This is a genomic window from Bradyrhizobium sp. UFLA06-24 (assembly GCF_054967145.1).
Window position 1 is genome coordinate 35,549 of the sequence record NZ_JADFUE010000001.1, and the last position, 16,036, is coordinate 51,584.

Sequence of the window (16,036 nt, forward strand, 5' to 3'; positions counted from 1 at the left end):
GATCAGGTCGCATCTGCTTGACCGGAAATTGTTGAAAGGAGAATCTTGTTCAGACGACTCAAATCAATCTTGGCTCCGGATTCCGGAGCAAGGATCGTCACGTTTCTCTGTTTTGCGAATTTGGCCGTGTATCCAGCGGCAGAAGCCTTATCGTAAGAAAATATAATGAGCTGCGCCGTCGGGTTTCGCAGTGATCGCTTCGTGAGATCCAGGATGTGCTCGTCGGCAAATGAGAAGCCGAACGCAAAGACGACAACATTCTGGTTGTCCATGGCCTTCGAAAACAGGCGCAGGAGATCATAGTAAATGCGCTCAATTAGCGTTTCGTGGAATTTGCGTAGGTTTGGCAGAATCAGGAAGTGCTTTGCGAGAAATTCTTTTCCTTTTGCGGGGTTCGTCTTTTCGGCGGCCGTGAGTGCCTTTACTGGAGCCGGGTTGAACAGCAGCACGTCTTTCGTGCGGCGCCACGATAGCGAGCCATGAAGCTTGATCAGATTGATTGTCGGAATTTCGATCTGATGGGTGTGCACGCTGCCCGATCGATACGTCCGGTCAAAATACCGCTCCGGTGCAAAGACGAAGTCAGTGCCGAGTCCGGGTGATCTATCAAAGCCATCATTCAGAATGACGCCCGGCAGCTGACTCGCAGCGTATTCGATGAACATGTCGTAGTTTGTGGTGAAAAGATTCGCTTGCCGCGGAATTAGTATGTTTTTCCTGGCGAACAATATCCGGTCGATGCAGCTGATGAAGTCAACGTAATTCTCGGCGACCTTTTTTGTGACTGGATCGGTTGCTGAGGCCAAAGCAGATTGGGCCTTATTGATTTCCTCGATGAATTCGATGCACTTGGCATCGGCCTGTGTTTCGTTCCCTGCCACTATTAAAGCATTGATCTCGGTCTCAATCGTGCCGGCAACATTTATTGCTGGAGATGAAGCGCCTGAGCCAATCAAAAAGTTCAGGTTTCCTGATTGAATGTAGGATTCGAGAAATTTGGTCGCCGACGCGTCGTCGGCGCTGACTTCAATAATCTGTGCCATGAACACCAACATTGCTCTGGCTTCTTCTGCGGAAGCCCTTTTCAGCAAAAAAACACGAACTTACCTTAGATTGAATGATGTGTAGGCGACAAGTACGAAGCAGCACACGCGATTCCAAACAATCCTTTGGAAAGGTCGGGTGCGTAGAACAAAATATGAACATTTTTCTTGCGATTTGGAATGCATGGTGTCAGGCTGTCAAAAATTGACCCACCGGCGATTCGCATCACTCATGGCACTACGGCGTACCCAGACGAAAACGGAGTTCTCGAAACTCCGCGAGCAGGCAGGCCTTTCGCTTCCCGAGGCCGAAGAGCTTCTCAAGGTCGACAGGCGTACGGTCTACCGGTACGAACGCGGTGAAACCAAACCCTCGAAGCTTGCGCGTGACATACTGCGCAAGGCTGCCGAGGAGAGGGCGGTCTCGCAGAACAATGCGCCGCCGCTGTTTCGCTTCATCGATCTGTTTGCCGGCATCGGCGGACTTCGCAAGGGTTTCGAGCCTGCTGGTGGACGGTGCGTCTTCACCTCCGAATGGGAGCCGAGGGCGCAGGAAACCTACAGGCTCAACTATCCCGACAACCACGAGATCGCCGGCGACATTCGCCCTTATGCCGATAACCCCGACCTGATCCCTGAGCATGATGTTCTGCTGGCCGGCTTTCCGTGCCAGCCCTTCTCGATCGCCGGCGTTTCAAAGAAGAACGCGCTCGGCCGTCCGCACGGATTTCTCTGCGATACGCAGGGCACGCTGTTTTTTGATACCGCGCAGATCATCGCTCATCACCGCCCGGCAGCTTTCGTCCTTGAGAACGTCAAGAATCTCGAGCGCCATGACGGCGGTAAAACCTTTGCCACCATCATGCATGCACTTCAGAACGAGCTGGGCTATCACGTCCAGCATCGCGTGATCAGCTCGCAGCCCTGGGTGCCGCAGAAGCGGGAACGCATCTTCATCGTCGGATTCCGCGAGCCGACGGATTTCGACCTCAGGGCACTGGAAATTCCGGACCGGGACAAGGGTCCCAAACTTCGTACGATTCTCGATAGTGAGGTCCCGGACAAATACACGTTAACACCCCGGCTTTGGCAATATCTCAAGGAATATAAGGCCAAACACAATGCTGCCGGAAACGGCTTCGGTTACAGCCTGTTCGGCCCGGATGACGTCGCGCGCACGCTTTCAGCCCGCTATTACAAGGACGGCTCGGAAATCCTCATTGCCCAGAAGGGCAAGCGGCCGCGTCGCCTCACGCCGCGCGAATGCGCTCGCCTGATGGGCTTCGATACCAAGGAGCAGGAATTCCGCATCCACGTTTCGGATACCCAGGCCTACAAGCAGTTCGGCAATGCCGTTGTTGTTCCCGTCGTGCGCTTCCTTGCCGACGCCCTGCGTCCTCACATTGAAGCTGCCTTGGCCCGTGGCAAATCAAAGGGGAAACAGCAGAAAGATACCGTCATCGTCACCAGGCCGGATCGCCCGGTGGAAATCGCGGAAGCACATGGTTGATGTAGTACCTCCCGACGTGCGCAGCCGGATGATGTCCGGCATCCGGAGCAAAAACACCAAACCGGAAATGCTGCTGCGTCGGGGACTGCATCGCGCCGGCTTCAGGTACAGACTGCACGACCGTTCACTACCGGGCCGGCCGGACATGGTATTTCCCGGACGCCGCGCGGTCCTGTTTGCTCATGGCTGCTTCTGGCACGGGCACAATTGCCATCTGTTCAAATGGCCGGCGACCCGCGAAGACTTCTGGAAGGCAAAGATCGCCCGCAATCGGGAAGTCGACGCACGCTCGGAAAGGGCCCTGAAAGCGGATGGCTGGCGGCGCGCGATCGTCTGGGAGTGTGCACTGCGAGGCAGGTCAAAGCTGTCGCTTGAGGAAGTCATTGAACGTCTTGCGGGATGGTTGGCTTCAGGCTCAGACTATATCGAGTTGCCGCCCCCGGCGGGCTAACTGACGACGGCCTCAGCCAAAAGTTGTTCTGGAAGTTTCTTCGCGTTTAAAGTATTGCCGCATAATGACTATTTCGGCCGAATGGATATTGCAGGACTCGACCCTTTACGTCCGCAGAGGTTCCGAAACCTTTCTGCCGACCGCGCTTGAGGTGCTTCGATCCGTCGAGGATGGCGAGAGAGTCTGGCCCGATCTGGCGCCCGGGAAATCCGGCACTATCGAACATCTCCGTTTCAGTGCGTACCCGATTGTTTTTCGACTGGTCATCGATGCCGAGCCGGATTCCGGTCACGGGGTGGGTGTTCACATCATTGGAAAGGTGCGCGGAAAGGACGTGCTCGATTGTGAGAGCATGCCCGCGAGCGAACATCTCGTGATTGAGAATACCTGGTACCCTCTGGATCTCGAAAGTCTGGCGGCAATCCGTGACGTACTCGAACAATGCGGTGCGAAAGCCGGCGCCGTTACGTCAATGCGTGCGTTCCTGAATCTCCGCAGGGCTGCTCAGACAGGCGCACCAGTCGAGGACCGAACTTCCGACGCCAGGCTGCCGCCACTTCTGTTTGCACCACAAAAGGACCTCGCGCCACGGGGTGTCAACGCCAGCCTCTATCCCTATCAGGATGATGGCTGGCGCTGGCTGAAGTTTCTCTACGGCCAGCAACTGGGCGGAATACTCGCCGACGAAATGGGTCTCGGCAAAACCCTGCAGGTGATCAGTCTGATTAGCGACGCCGGTCCGCACCAGCCATCAGCCACATCAGCCCTCATTGTCGCGCCCGGCTCCCTGCTTGAAAACTGGAAGCGTGAGTTCGCCAAATTTGCTCCTCACCTTCGCGTGCTGAAACACCATGGCAGTGCACGTACAGGTCGGGCGCAGGCGTTGACCGCCTATGACATTATCGTCACCTCCTACGACACCGTTGTCCGTGACGGCGGCATGTTCGGGATGATCGAATGGCCGGTTGTCATCCTCGATGAGGCCCAGTACATCCGTAATCCGGATGCGATACGGACAAGAGCCGTGAAGGCATTGCACAGGAAGACCGGCATAGCGGTGACGGGAACGCCACTCGAAAACCGGCTTTCGGACCTCTGGTCCCTGATGGATTTCGCAATACCAGGCCATCTGGGTGGGGTTGCGGAGTTTCAGCGTACTTTCGAGGAATCCGTAGAAGCTGCGGCGCGACTTGAAGCGCTTATCTCTCCCGTTATGCTACGCAGGCGCGTGCGCGATGTGGCAGATGACCTGCCGGAGCGCATCGATATTCCTCAGGCGGTCGAACTCACACCTGAAGAAGCGCAGGCGTATGAACGGATGCGTGACGACATTTTCAAGGAGCACGGTCAGGCCGCAACCCTTGTATCGCTTACGAAGCTTCGCATGTTCTGTGCTCACCCTTCAATCAGTACCGACAGCTTCATCGCCGGCGATTTTTCCAAACTGAATCGCCTTCAGGACATTCTCGAAGAAATCTTTGCTTCAGGCCAGAAGGCAATCATCTTTACTTCCTACACAGAGATGGCCGACATGATTGCCCGGTTTGTCGACCGACAGTGGGGTGTCTTCTCGGGATGCCTCGATGGCCGCCTGCCTATCGACGACAGACAGCCCCTGATCGATCGCTTCTCCGCCGTCCGGGGACCCGCAGTTCTTATTCTCAACCCCAAGGCGGGTGGTGCCGGTCTGAATATTACGGCCGCCAATCATGTGATTCACTACAATCTGGAATGGAATCCCGCGCTGGAAGATCAGGCCTCTGCCCGTGCCCACCGGCGGGGGCAGACATTGCCCGTCACCGTTCATCGGCTGTACTGCGCAGGAACAGTTGAGGAAGTCGTCAATGAACGCTCAATGAGAAAACGGGAGCTGTCGGATGCCGCCGTAGTAGGTGTTTCCGGAAAAGACGAGGACTATGCCGATATTATAAGCGCGTTAGAGCGTTCGCCTGTTCAGCAGCAGGGATCATGAAAACCATTTCAAAACTCCTGAGTGCCAACGATATCGGCGCGACGGGCGGTCATCAGGCCGGCATACTCATTCCGAAGGACCCGCGTATTCTTGGCTTCTTTCCGAAGCTCGATGCGCGGGACTACAATCCCCGGGCGCATCTCATCTTTACTGATGATGCCGCTGTCAAATGGGAATTCGCTTTTATCTATTACAATAATGCCCTATTTTCCGGGACGAGGAATGAATACCGGCTCACCCGCATGACGCGATATATTCGTGATGCAGGTCTCGATGTCGGTGACGAAGTCATTCTGAAGCGCGACGACGCCGGCAGGTATCACGTCGGTTATCGCCGAAAGAATCAACCCGCTTTAAGTGCAGACGGAGTCCTGAAACTAGGCTCAGGCTGGCGTGTAATTCAGCTCGATGGGGGGAAGTGATATGGTGAATCAGATTGCGCAGGAACTGATCCCGGATCCGCAGCGCATGATCGAGGGCCTTCGCGACACGGGCTACGAGTTCAACACTGCAATCGCAGATATCGTCGACAACTCAATCGCCGCAAATGCAACGGCCGTCGACATAAAAGTTGAGGCGGACGTGCGAGGGAATATCCATGTGTCGATCGCCGATAACGGCGACGGCATGGACCAGGCCGGCCTCGAGAACGCAATGCGGTACGGCGCTCGCGTAAGACCCAGCGCTGCGAGCCTCGGCAAGTATGGTCTGGGACTAAAGACGGCCTCGACCGCTTTCGCCCGTCGCCTTTCGGTAACCTCCCGCAATTCAGCGACTGCACCTGCGACCATGATTACCTGGGACCTGGACCATGTCGGCAAGGTCGGAAAATGGGAGGTCCTGATTACTGACACCCCAGAGGTCGATGCTCTCGATCACCTTGAGGAAACGGCTCACAATCATTCGGGCACTGTCGTCTCGTGGTCTCGGGTCGACCGCCTGATGAAGGACTACAGCAAGCCGGACGGCAAGGCCGCGCGCCGTGCCCTAGACAAGAAGGTCGATGATCTGCGCGACCATCTCTCGATGGTTTATCAGCGCTTCCTCGATCCGAACGACAGCCGGGCGCCTAAAGTCACGATGAAGCTCAATGGGGTAGTCGTTCCACCATGGGACCCCTTCCTTTCCGGGCTGTCGGAACTTCTGGCTCAAAAGGACGTCCCAGTTGAAACGGAGACCGGCAAAAAGGCCGTTTTCACGGTGAAGGCCTACGTCATGCCGCGCCGCGAAGAATTCGCAGATCAGAAAGCTGCAGCGGCCGCGCGGCTGTCTGCCGAAATGCAGGGCATCTACATCTATCGCGAAAACCGGCTGATCCATGAAGCCGACTGGCTGGATATGTTCCAGAAGGAGCCGCACTTCACTCTTCTAAGGGTCGAATTCTCTTTCGACCACAAGCTTGATGAGGCGTTTCACCTGGACATCAAGAAATCCCAGATCATCCTGAACGAGGACATCTGGAAATGGCTTAGGGAAGAATTTCTTCCCGCTCCGCGACGGGAGGCTGATCGCCGGTACCGCGAAGGAAAGCAGAAGGACATTTCAAAGAAGGCAACCGGCGGGGCTCACGACAATTCAAATAATAACATCAAGGGTCGCGAAGCCGCAGCCGGTGCCTCGGTCAATGTGAGTGTTGTCAATCCGAACACAGGCGAAGTCATTATCGAGAACCCCAAAGGCAAGCTAAAGCTGCTGCTGCCAGTTTCGAGCGCCGCCCGTCCAGGAGAGGTTTTTATCAAGCCCGTTGCTTCGTTGAATGACGGGCTTCTGTTTGAGCCGGCAATTGTCGATCAGCACAAGGCCGTTCTGCTCAATACATCGCATCCGTTCTACGAAAAGGTCTATCTACCGAACCTTAACCGGAGCGTCACCGTTCAGGGCATTGACTACCTGTTCTGGGCACTGGCTGTAGCTGAGCTATCAACGATCGATCAAGCTACGATAAAGCATTTCCGTGATATGCGGTTTGAACTGTCGAAGATCCTGCGCACCCTCGTTGAAACATTGCCAGAAGCGGACGTAAACGTTAATGCTGCCTGATCCTCAACGCTTCGCTCAGCTCGTCACCGCTGAGACAGGGCTTGCGCTGGTTGGAGCTCGTGTTCGACCTGGCCAGCAGGAGGAACTTGAACTCGTCCCCGCCGGCCATCAGGCCAGCCAGACTTTCCGGCTGAATGCGAAGCTCGGCTGGCGGTCAATTGAGGTTGCGTTCGAGCCCGGTGCCTATGCAGGTGATCTGCTTGCCGCGATGCGCAGTGCCTCGACCGAAGCACGGCAGGTTTCCGAAGCGGTCCTTGCCGCGTCGATTGCTGACGGGGCAGAGATTACTTTAACTCTCGATGGCGTCCCGTACCGACTGCATGCCAGTGACATTCCCGGCCACTGGAAAACCTACAGCGCGACGTTGACGCGTGGACAGCTCAATATCAATTCAGGGGATGCGACAGAAGACATGTCGCAGCTCGTCAAATGGACGGGGCGGCTTGCTGCAGCGGTGTTCGCACTGATGCCTCTTGCGACTGAAGAGGAAGCCAGTGCAGAGCTTGTCGGCTATCCGGAAGGCGCAAAAACAACCGTCCTCGTCAACAGGTACGAGCGTGATCGTCGGAATCGCGCCGCGGCGCTTGCTATCCACGGTTATTGCTGCAAGGCCTGCGATCGTTTGATGTCTGAAGAATATGGAGATCAGGCCGCCACCCTGATCGAAGTGCACCACGTCACGCCCGTCCATGCGCTTGGGCCCGATTACGTGATCAATCCTTTATTGGATCTCGCACCATTGTGTCCCAACTGTCATTCCGTTGCACACACGAAGAATCCACCACTGACCATCGACGAAATTCGGGCAGCTCGCAAATCTGTTGATCGTTCAATTTAACCAGGAACAGTCCGATCTCTATCGGAAATTCCGCGCCTTCACTTTGAGCGTATCGATGTGCAGGTCCGGGATGTAAATGTCCCGAACTTTTCTGATCGGCACGGCGCCTCGCGGGTCGGGCCCTCCGGCATGGCGTGCTTCGTCGCCGCGACCGGCTGGCAGCGTAAAGGCCTCATTGTGACCGCCGACACTGTTGAGCAGCGCAGTCTCATCGATCAGGTTTTCCACGATCACATGAATGACGCCGCTCGCGCGCTGGACTTGACCCCGACAGGTCATCATTTGTGCGCCCAGAATGGTGCGGCGTAACCGGTCGAACACCGAGGGCCAGACGATAAGATTGGCAATGTCCGTCTCGTCTTCCAGCGTAATGAACATGACGCCTTTTGCCGATCCCGGCTTCTGCCGGACCAGCACAAGGCCGGCGACGGAAATTCGCGAGCCGTCCTTGGCCTGCTGAAGGTCTCGACAAGGACTGACTGAGCGCCGGGTCAGCTCTTGGCGCAGGAAGGCGAGTGGATGGGCGCGTAGCGTCAACCCGTGCGAGCGGTAGTCCTCGACCACTTCGCGCCCTCTGGTCATTGGCGGCAGCTCGACCGCGGCTTCGTTGATCTCGGGCTGGATGCCCTGCTCGCGCCGATCGGCCTCGGCAAACAGGGGCAAGATGTCTGAGCGAAGCGACTTGATTGCCCATGCGGCTTCGCGGCGGCTGATCTTCAACGACTGGAAGGCGTCTGCTTTCGCCAAGCGCACCAAAGATCCGGGATGCAAACTGGCGCGCCGGGCGAGCTCGAGAATGCTTACGTAGGAACGATCGTGCCGCGCATCGACCAGCCGCTTGCCGTCAGTCTCGGCCAGGCCGCGTGTCATACGTAGGCCAAGTCGAACGGCGCGCCGATCGTGGTCCAGCGGCTCTAGCGTACAGTCCCATTCCGAAGCGTTCACATCGATCGGCCGAATGACCACGCCATGATTCCGAGCATCGCGGACGAGTTGGGACGGATCATAAAAGCCCATTGGTTGCGCATTGAGGATCGCGCAGCAGAACACATCGGGATGATGGCATTTCATCCAGGAGGAAGCATAGGCGATCAGCGCGAAGCTGGCGGCATGGCTTTCCGGGAAGCCGTAAGAGCCGAAGCCTTCCAGTTGCTTGAAGGTACGTTCAGCGAACTCCTGGTCATAGCCATTATCGATCATGCCGGCGATCAGCTTGTCGCGGAATTTGTTGACGCCGCCGGTGAATTTGAATGTCGCCATGGCACGGCGCAACTGATCGGCTTCGTTCGCCGAGAAGCCGGCCGCAACCATCGCCACCTGCATCGCCTGCTCCTGAAAGAGCGGCACACCAAGTGTCTTGCCAAGGACTTTTTCGAGTTCAGGCCTGGGAAAGACAACCGGCTCCTTGCCTTCCCGACGGCGCAGATAGGGATGCACCATGTCGCCCTGAATGGGACCAGGCCGTACAATCGCGACTTCAATCACGAGATCATAAAAACGCGTCGGCGCCAGGCGCGGCAACATTGCCATCTGGGCGCGGCTTTCGATCTGAAAGACGCCCACGGTATCGGCCTTCCGGATCATCGCGTAAGTAGCGGGATCTTCGGCCGGGATCGTCGCCAGATCGAGATCGATGGCCTTGGACGCCTTTAGCAGATCGAAGGCGCGTCGCATGCAGCCCAGCATGCCGAGACCCAGCACATCCACCTTCATGAATTTCAGCGCGTCAATGTCATCCTTGTCCCACTCGATGACCTGCCGGTTTTCCATGGCGGCCGGTTCGACCGGCACCAGCTCATCAAGGCGGTCCAGCGTCAGCACGAAGCCACCCGGATGTTGCGAGAGATGCCGTGGCGTCCCCATCAGCTCTTTCGCAAGGCCTAGCGTCATGCGCAGGCGCCGGTCGGTCGTGTTGAGGTTCAGCTCCTTCAGTTCGGCGTCCGACACACCCTCATCGCTCCAGCCCCAGGTCAGCTTTGCAAGTGCTGCCGTGATGTCCTCCGGTACGCCGAGCGCCTTGCCGACTTCGCGCACCGCACCGCGCGCGCGATATCTAGTCACTGTGCAGGTCAGGGCGGAGCGGGTCCTTCCATAGGTCTCATAAATCCACTGAATGACCTCTTCGCGCCGTTCGTGCTCGAAATCGACGTCAATATCGGGCGGCTCGCGTCGCTCCTCCGAGACGAAACGCTCGAACAGGAGCCCCTGACGGACCGGATCGATCGAGGTGATGCCGAGCACGAAACACACAGCTGAGTTGGCCGCCGATCCGCGCCCCTGACAGAGAATGCCCTTTGAGCGGGCAAAGCGAACGATGCTGTCGACCGTGAGAAAGTAAGGTGCGTACTGCACCCTCTCGATCAGGTTCAGCTCATGTCGCAGCTGCATCGCGACATTATCCGGCAATGTCTCCGGATAGCGTTGCGCGGCACCTTCCCATGTCAGCTTCTCAAGTCGTTCCTGAGCCGTAAGCCCATCTTCGAGGACTTCCGTCGGGTAGCTGTAAGTCAGCTCATCGAGGGAGAACGTGCACCGTGCCGCAATTTCTTCCGTCCGGCGGATGGCGTCCGGATAGCGGCGAAACAGCCGCTTCATCTCATCAGGCGCTTTGAGAAAGCGGTCGGTGTGCTTTTCCTTCAGGAAACCGGCCCTGTCGATGGTGGTCTTGAGGCGAATGCAGGTGACGATATCCTGAAGAAGCCGTCGTTCAGGTGCGTGATAGAGAACGTCGCCGGTTGCCACCGTTGGCACCATGGCCCTGCTCGCAGCCTGTGCAATGGCTTCCATGTGCGCAGCGTCGCGCGGACGAAAGCGGCGGGTGAGGGCGCAATAGGCGCGATCGCCGAATGCGGCGCGAAAGTTCTTCAGCTCGTCCGGCAAGGTGTCGTGCGGCTTATCGGTGACAAAGATTCCGATCAGCCCCTTGCACCATTCCTCGACATCCCTGAAGGTGAGGGCGCATCTGCCTTTACCGGCCCTGCTCTTGCCTAAGGTCAGAAGACGGCACAGACGACCGTAAGCCGCTCGATCGGTCGGGTAGACAAGGATCGAGGGGAAATCCTCGAGATCGAGCCGGCAGCCGACGATCAGACGTGTACCCGTCACTTTCGCCGCTTCATAAGCGCGCACGATGCCGGCAAGCGAATTGCGGTCGACGATACCAATGGCAGAAATCCCGAGGACAGCCGCCGCTGCGAACAATTCTTCGCAGCTCGATGCCCCGCGCAGAAATGAAAAATGGCTGGTCGCCTGCAACTCGATGTAGCTCATGCTTCACCGATCCCGTGCAGCCACCAGCGGCCACCTTCCGAGGCCGGCGCGTCGCGGAACAGCCAGAAGCGCTCACCCTGTACATTTTCGACGCGGTAATAATCGCGTTGCAGGCCAATCTCCTGATCGCTCAACCACCATTCGCCGAGAATGCGCTCGGGCCCGTCAGCTTTCGTGATCCGATGGCGGACTTTACGCCAGACAAAGAAACGTGGTGGTGCATCCGGAATTTCCGCCACCGCATTGATGATTTCGGGCGGCGTTAGAAGACGGGACGGCCGCGGCAGATCGTCCGGCCAGTTCGCACCGCCTGACTTCGCCATGGCCGGCACGCGCTTGAGCGACCTTTCAGGAATGTCACTTTCGACCGGCACCACCCGGAAGACGCGCTCAGCGCCCAGCTTGACGCGCAGGCGGTCGACCAGATCGCTCACATCGATGTCTTCGCCTGGCTTTCCGACATGCGCGCCGACCATCTGCTTTTCGGTCTGTGCCTCGATCCATGATGCCGTGAGAGTGGCCTCTTCGATGCCAAATCCGGGATCGACGAGTACCAGACGTTCGCCGAGCAGCTTTGCCAAATGCGGCGCATTACGATTGGGGCGTGATGTTCCAATGCGGACTGCCTGCGCAATATTGTCCACCCGCATGAAGACGAGATCGAGCCGGCGCGCGCCCACGCCCCGCCGCTCCAGATCTTCAGCCAGGCTCTGGCACAGAATGGCGATGACGCGCTGCAAATCTTCCGGGTCACCGAGCGGCTCGGCAAAGCGCATCTTGCTGCGCGGCACTTCAGGTGGCACCAGTGCCGTCAGCACTTCCGCAGACGCACCAAGCGCCTGGTCCATCCGCAGAAGCACTTCGGCACCAAATCGCGTGCGCAACCCGCCGCGCGGCTTGGTCGCCAGTTGCGCGATCCGCTCGATACCAACATCGCGCAGGCTCTCGACAATCGAGCGGTCAAGGCGCAGCGCTTCGACTGGCAGCGCGCCCAATACGTCCGACGCCCGGCCAGGTGCGACGATCTCCTCTTTCGAGAAACGCGCGGCCGCCCATGCGCAGGCTGGCGTATCGGCAACAGCCACACGCGCTTCGATGCGCGAGCCCGTCATGCGCGCCTTCAGATCCTGCAAAAGCGCGGCTTCCCCCTTAAAGAGGTGCGCTGAGCCTGCGACATCGATAAACACGCCATCGGGTGGATCAGGCGTGACCAGGGGCGAATAGCGCGTGCACCAGAGCGCAAGCCGCGCAAGACCCGCCTCATCTTCCATTGGCATCGCATCCTGAATGACGAGATTGGGTACCAGAGACTGCGCGTGCGCAATCGTCATGCCTGGCCGCAGCTTCAGGCGCCGCGCTGCTTGATCCACTGCCGCAATCAGACGCTGGTTGCCCTGCTGACTGGCGGTGATCAGCGGCACCTCAGGCGGTGGCAAGCCGCCATTCCTGCGGCGCAGGCGATCGGTCGCCCAGCTCGGCAGGAACAGCGATACGACCCGACGCATCGCAGGCCTCCACCGTCCAGGAGTTAGCCTCGGCGCCGCGGCAGCGCAGCAGATCCAGCTGCCAGCGCGCGCGTCCCATATCAAAATCGATCATTGGTCCAGACGGTGCCGCGCTGATACGCCAGCGCGAGAAGCTCGCATTGTGCTCATCAGCTTTCGGACCCGAGCGGCGCAACACAAAAGCAATAACGCCCGACGCTTCTGCCGCCAGTTGCAACCGCCGCGACGGGGTGAGGGGAAGCCTGACGAGTTCGCCCACGACACCAGCCAGACCACCGTGCCGTAAGCCCTCTTCCATGGCCGGCAGAACTTCCGCGTCCTTCCAGGTCTCGCAGTAGATCACGCGGTCCGGATGAAGGCCGACGCGGGCGAGCGCTGGCGCGAACAGGTCCCGACTATGCAGACACCAGATGACCGGACCCGGCAGTCGCGCCAGCACGCCAGCCGCGAACAAAGCTGAGAGGGAAGCGCGGGCGCCATCGGTCCCCTGCTCACAGATTTCATGGAGTGCACCGAGTGCCAGACCGCCACCCGGCAGCCAGCGATCAATCGCATCAATGCCAAAGGCAAGCGTCTTCCGCTCTTCCAGAGCGTCGCCCATGGCCATCCGGTCGAGCTTCCGGCGGAGCTCGGCGACAGCAGAAGAAGGGCTCGAAGCAGATAGCATCAAAAGGTGACCGGGCTAGAGTAGAACAAATAGAGAACATCAGCCGCGGGCAAGGAGTCAATGAATCTTTTAAGTCATTGAAAGAGGAACATTTTCTTTGGCTGTATTGTCTTACCGAAAGGCGCTGACAGAAAGCCAGGTCAGCAGGCGAGGAACGGCGGAAATGAATGAGGGTTGGTGCTCGAAGGAGCCCTTTCATGGAAAAGCCGACAGCTGAGCAGCTCGCCGAGCTCAAGCGATTGAGCGCACTCGCCCGAACTGACGACTGGTCTGAGATCGTCCAATCCCGAGAAGAAGCCGAAACGCGTATCCGCGATCTAAAAGACAAGGCGAAGATGGAGTGACGCCCTGTCTGCATCTGTGAATCACATGCCGCTGTATCGCTTCCACCTGCTCGGTTCGACCCCAGCCCACGACCTGATCGGCCAGGAGCTTGCGGACGACAGCGCGGCAAAAGACCGGGCGAACTTCCTGGCGCACCAACTGGGCACCGCCAACCCGGACGCTGTGAGGGAAGAAAACTTCATCTCCGTTCGCGACGAATGGGACAAGGAGCTGTTTCAGGTCCCGCTCGCATCCACCACCGTATGAAACGCTCCGCTGAAAATCATATTCCGGAAATGAAAGAAAGGTACGTACCTTCGGTGACACACGCGGACCGAGGGCGCGCTACGCTTCGCGGAGTGCCACGCGCCCGTATAATTCCGCAAGCTGAAATGCACAGCGCGACGCCAAAGCAGTGTCAGTCAGTGTTGAGTTGCCTTGCAAGCTCTGACGCAAGAATGTCGCGCAGCTTTAATTCAGGTAAGTAGTGATCGATAAGCTGAAAATAGATGCCAAGGCGCGTACCGATTGCCGCTGTAACGAATGGCTCGCGTTTGCCGACTCGAGCGATAAGGATAGCTGCCAACCTGATGTTCAGCATCCCGGGCTCTGTCACGCGATTAAACGGCGATGAACCCGCCACGCGAAAAATGGCGCCTCCGCTGAAGCCTCGTATGGACGGCGTCGTCTGCCAGTTTCCACCAACCAGGGCCTGATCCTCATGCGCGAGCAGGATGTGCATCTCCCTCGCAAGTTCAAGGGTTTCATACTTATCGTGGTCAAGCTCCATGGTCGGATAGCGATCGAGCCTTGCACTGTGTCCCTTCGAATTGGATCTGGATTTTGAGACGCGGTAGCCCATCGCCACGTAGAACTCAGGTTTTCGATCGGCAGGCACAATGTCCAGATCCTGCAAATTCAGGAAGCTCGGAACGATCTCCTCCGGGACGTCCGATTTGAAGTGAAAAACCGACGCGTCAATCGGATCATCCTGATGAGAGCCTGAAGGTCCTCTTGCGCTGCTGAAGCGGTCCCCTCCAAACAAGTGAAGCCTGTCACCATGTCCGAAGTTGAGCGGATGGCTTCCGATCCGGTCAAAAACGTGTGACGCCGACAGTCCGAAGAACTGATTTTCTATCCTGAGTAAAACGCAGGAGCCGACATGCTCTACGGCTCCTGACCGCTCGTTCAATGCATAAACGGGACGTACCGCATTGTCCTTTGTTGCAGCCTGATTATGGGCAACAATAGCTTGCTGACTATACTGGCTAGCAATTGCAGATATGAAGGGATCACTGAGATCGATTTTCGACCTGGACATTCTTCAGTCGTCGCTCCCGTGCAGGTTTGAATTTCATTGGCTAGCAATAGCCGAAAAACCAATCATGCGCTTGGTCTTGAGGCCACCCATCCCTGCGGACATGTCCTAATCGTTCGGGCCAAGCGCGCGGTTTTCCTGGCTCGATATGAATTCGAGCAATTTTGATTTGCGCGCGCAGAGCAAAGATCCAAGCCGGAAGAGCGGAAGCCGGCTCGACTGAGCCAGGTGATACACCTTCCGACGATTGCGACCGCGCTCATCATCACTCGTTCCGCGAAAGAGAAACTCGGCGATGGCGTCGGCCCCTTCAAGGATGTCGTTGGCGAGATCAAGCTCGGTTTTCTGCGGGACTGCTTCTGTCTGCATGTCTCCTCCCATTGCTGATGTCCCCACCCTCAGGACGAAGGGGGCCGTCGCGACAGGCAATTTCCTGAGAACTCGTTCAGCGGCTGCGGGAGCAGTTGCCAAAAACAGGTAGTCGGTCGCGTCAAAGGTACTCGTTACTTGGCCAACAGCACCTTCGGGAAAGCCTGATTGTCCTTTTTTGGTAGGTCGGAATCAAACGCAAAATGCTGCGGCGCAAAACATTCTCAACGATTCCGGCGGGACATACGCGCGTGTGTCGGCAGACCTTGGCTGCAGGTCAAACAACCCGCCCTGTTGGCACTGATCAGGTCAATGTCGATGGCAACGATGCCCGGCGCACCGATAGCCCGGCTACGCCGTCGGCCAATCGATCGGCTTGCAGTAAAGACCACGACGATTGATCTCGGCAAACAGCCTGTCAGCGCGCTGTCTGGCCGGCAGCCCGACAAGCCGGGTACCTGAGGTCACATCGGCCGCGACCTGATCGCGGATGAACTCATACATGCGCGTGATGAAATGGTCGGACAGACCCGTAAAATCTTCCTGCGGTGTTTTTTCATCTACCAGAAAATCCAAGTGATCAAACTCCAGCTTGCCCAGGCTATCGCCGCTATCCAGGCGATCATCGCGGTAGCCGCAGCACTGAAAAACACGATCGGCACAAAGTAATCGTCCCCGCGCCGATGTTCGTCAGCTCGTAACGGAACGTCCCGCGTTTTGTCCAGCATT

At 57.7% G+C, this 16,036-nt stretch carries 16 protein-coding genes; 8 read left to right on the forward strand and 8 right to left on the reverse strand.

The genetic code is table 11. The features are described from left to right. Positions 1-2: 2 nt before the first annotated feature. The gene (locus tag IF809_RS00180; protein ID WP_462836477.1) at positions 3-1,055 is read right to left on the reverse strand and encodes an SIR2 family protein; all 1,053 of its coding nucleotides are present in this window, start codon (positions 1,053-1,055) and stop codon (positions 3-5) included. 127 nt (positions 1,056-1,182) lie between these two features. On the opposite strand from IF809_RS00180, the gene dcm reads away from it, so the two are divergent. From dcm to IF809_RS00210, 6 genes are all read left to right on the forward strand, one after another. Beyond that, positions 1,183-2,553 (forward strand): DNA (cytosine-5-)-methyltransferase, encoded by a 1,371-nt coding sequence (gene dcm / locus IF809_RS00185; RefSeq protein WP_462836478.1) that lies wholly within the window; start codon positions 1,183-1,185, stop codon positions 2,551-2,553. Then, a complete protein-coding gene (locus tag IF809_RS00190) occupies positions 2,546-3,004 on the forward strand; it encodes a very short patch repair endonuclease (protein ID WP_462836479.1) in 459 nt (152 codons plus the stop codon). Before dcm ends, IF809_RS00190 begins: the two co-directional genes overlap by 8 nt. A 64-nt stretch (positions 3,005-3,068) precedes the next feature. Beyond that, positions 3,069-4,976 carry a DEAD/DEAH box helicase gene (locus IF809_RS00195; protein WP_462836480.1) on the forward strand — a complete coding sequence of 636 codons (1,908 nt, stop codon included), beginning with the start codon at positions 3,069-3,071 and terminating at the stop codon, positions 4,974-4,976. Next, positions 4,973-5,398 carry an EcoRII N-terminal effector-binding domain-containing protein gene (locus IF809_RS00200; RefSeq protein WP_462836481.1) on the forward strand — a complete coding sequence of 142 codons (426 nt, stop codon included), beginning with the start codon at positions 4,973-4,975 and terminating at the stop codon, positions 5,396-5,398. The genes IF809_RS00195 and IF809_RS00200 overlap by 4 nt, the downstream gene beginning before the upstream one ends. 1 nt (position 5,399) lies before the next feature. After that, positions 5,400-7,016, forward strand: a complete 1,617-nt coding sequence (locus tag IF809_RS00205) for an ATP-binding protein (protein WP_462836482.1) — start codon at positions 5,400-5,402, stop codon at positions 7,014-7,016. Beyond that, a complete protein-coding gene (locus IF809_RS00210; RefSeq protein ID WP_462836483.1) occupies positions 7,006-7,854 on the forward strand; it encodes an HNH endonuclease in 849 nt (282 codons plus the stop codon). Before IF809_RS00205 ends, IF809_RS00210 begins: the two co-directional genes overlap by 11 nt. 18 nt (positions 7,855-7,872) lie before the next feature. On the opposite strand, the gene IF809_RS00215 is transcribed toward IF809_RS00210, so the two are convergent. The 3 genes from IF809_RS00215 to IF809_RS00225 are packed head-to-tail and all read right to left on the reverse strand — an operon-like array spanning position 7,873 to position 13,236. Further along, complete coding sequence (locus IF809_RS00215) at positions 7,873-11,124, reverse strand: error-prone DNA polymerase (RefSeq protein WP_462836484.1); 3,252 nt, start codon at positions 11,122-11,124, stop codon at positions 7,873-7,875. Beyond that, a complete protein-coding gene (locus IF809_RS00220) occupies positions 11,121-12,629 on the reverse strand; it encodes a DUF6504 family protein (RefSeq protein ID WP_462836485.1) in 1,509 nt (502 codons plus the stop codon). Before IF809_RS00220 ends, IF809_RS00215 begins: the two co-directional genes overlap by 4 nt. After that, a complete protein-coding gene (locus tag IF809_RS00225) occupies positions 12,547-13,236 on the reverse strand; it encodes an ImuA family protein (protein WP_462836486.1) in 690 nt (229 codons plus the stop codon). Before IF809_RS00225 ends, IF809_RS00220 begins: the two co-directional genes overlap by 83 nt. 257 nt (positions 13,237-13,493) lie before the next feature. Between IF809_RS00225 and IF809_RS00230 the strand changes: the two genes are divergently transcribed. Next, positions 13,494-13,640, forward strand: coding sequence for a hypothetical protein (locus IF809_RS00230; protein WP_462836487.1), 147 nt, complete (start codon positions 13,494-13,496; stop codon positions 13,638-13,640). A 25-nt stretch (positions 13,641-13,665) separates the two neighbouring features. Then, positions 13,666-13,887 (forward strand): DUF6894 family protein, encoded by a 222-nt coding sequence (locus IF809_RS00235; protein WP_462836488.1) that lies wholly within the window; start codon positions 13,666-13,668, stop codon positions 13,885-13,887. 151 nt (positions 13,888-14,038) lie between these two features. Here the strand turns inward: IF809_RS00235 and IF809_RS00240 are convergent, their stop codons facing one another. From IF809_RS00240 to IF809_RS00255, 4 genes are all read right to left on the reverse strand, one after another. Continuing rightward, positions 14,039-14,941 (reverse strand): hypothetical protein, encoded by a 903-nt coding sequence (locus tag IF809_RS00240; RefSeq protein ID WP_462836489.1) that lies wholly within the window; start codon positions 14,939-14,941, stop codon positions 14,039-14,041. Positions 14,942-15,046: 105 nt separating this feature from the next. Continuing rightward, positions 15,047-15,307, reverse strand: coding sequence for a DNA-binding protein (locus tag IF809_RS00245; protein WP_462836490.1), 261 nt, complete (start codon positions 15,305-15,307; stop codon positions 15,047-15,049). 351 nt (positions 15,308-15,658) lie between these two features. Beyond that, complete coding sequence (locus tag IF809_RS00250) at positions 15,659-15,883, reverse strand: hypothetical protein (RefSeq protein ID WP_462836491.1); 225 nt, start codon at positions 15,881-15,883, stop codon at positions 15,659-15,661. Further along, a complete protein-coding gene (locus tag IF809_RS00255; RefSeq protein WP_462836492.1) occupies positions 15,868-16,035 on the reverse strand; it encodes a hypothetical protein in 168 nt (55 codons plus the stop codon). Before IF809_RS00255 ends, IF809_RS00250 begins: the two co-directional genes overlap by 16 nt. Position 16,036: the final 1 nt, after the last annotated feature.